The 1584-nt window shown below is 49.6% G+C and carries 1 protein-coding gene; it reads right to left on the reverse strand.

What is annotated here, in order from left to right; translation table 11 throughout:
- Positions 1-141: 141 nt before the first annotated feature.
- Positions 142-1440, reverse strand: a complete 1299-nt coding sequence (locus tag G465_RS0112770) for an NCS2 family permease (protein WP_022654815.1) — start codon at positions 1438-1440, stop codon at positions 142-144.
- Between the last annotated feature and the right edge of the window lie 144 nt (positions 1441-1584).

Genomic DNA, 1584 nt, shown 5'->3' on the forward strand with positions numbered 1-1584 from the left:
ACTGACCAAACCTTGTTTCGATCATGCTGCGGAGAAATATTTTCATACCTTCTTCATCCCCCTATCTTACTGTCCGCTGACATTAGACCATTACACGGTGGGTGCATCATCCTAAAAAGGGCAATGCACCCTACGCCGTTTTTAATGGAAGAAAGCAAACTTCACTGTAAACAAGCCAGCAATCACAATCACCATAGGCGTGATGTCTTTATAACGACCCGACAACAGCTTAATCACGGTGTAGCTGATAAAACCGAAAGCGATGCCATCAGCGATGGAATAGGTAAAAGGCATCCCAACTGCGGTAATCACCGCCGGTGCCGATTCGGTTAAATCATCCCAATCAATCTCGGCTAAACCGCGCGCCATCAATACAGCCACGTAACACAGCGCAGGAGCAGTGGCATACGCCGGCACCGTGCCAGCCAACGGCGACAAGAACAAAGCAGCAATAAACAACAACGCGACTACCACCGCCGTCAAACCAGTACGCCCCCCAACGGCCGTACCCGCAGCGGATTCAACATACGCCGTGACACTCGACGTCCCCAATATCCCACCCGCCATAATCGCGGTGGAATCAGCAAATAAGGCTTTTTTCAGACGAGTCAGGCGGCCTTGTTTATCCAATAAGCCAGCACGGTGTGCCACACCGACTAATGTACCGGTGGTGTCGAATAAATCGACGAAGAAAAAGATAAAGATCACACCCACCAAGCCAGCATTGAGCGCACTGGCAAGATCCATTTGCATGAAGGTGGGTTCAATTGATGGCGGCATGGAAAACACGCCTTTGAACTCTGATAACCCCAATGCCACAGACAATAAAGTCACAGCCAACACACCAATAATGATCGAGCCCGTGACACGGCGATATTCCAACACCACGATCAATAAAAAGCCAAATACCGCCAATAGGGTTGAGGGAGAGTGAATATTTCCCAAGGTCACCATAGTGGCTTCAGAGCCGGTAATCACCCCCGCCCCTTTTAAGCCAATGATGGCAAGGAATAAGCCAACCCCGGCTGAAATCGCCAGTTTTAATGAGTAGGGAATGGCATTCACAATCAGCTCGCGCAGTTTGAACGAACTCACCAACACAAAAATAATGCCGGAGATAAACACCGCGCCCAACGCCGTTTGCCACGGCACCCCCATACCCTTAACCACAGCAAAAGTGAAATAGGCATTCAGACCCATGCCTGGGGCCAGTGCGATGGGATAGTTAGCAACCACCCCCATCACCAACGTACCCAAAGCAGCGGCAATGCAGGTAGCCACAAACACCGCGTTAAAATCCATCCCCGTCTGCGACAAAATCGCCGGATTAACGAAGATGATATATGCCATGGTGAGGAAGGTAGTGAGACCGGCGAGGACTTCAGTTTTGACTGAAGTGCCATGCTCACGTAGCTGAAAATAGCGTTCGAGAATTTGCATGATGTGCCTGAAGTAGAGTGGAATTTTAGTGCGGAAAAAGGCGGGGATTGTACCGTAAAACAATCGTTTAACGGCAAGCGAAGCAAACACTCTGCCAACAATCAGCTGGCTTGCACAATATATGACAATCTTAATGATGCGACC

The organism is Aquaspirillum serpens DSM 68 (assembly GCF_000420525.1).
Classification (GTDB): Bacteria; Pseudomonadota; Gammaproteobacteria; order Burkholderiales; family Aquaspirillaceae; genus Aquaspirillum; species Aquaspirillum serpens.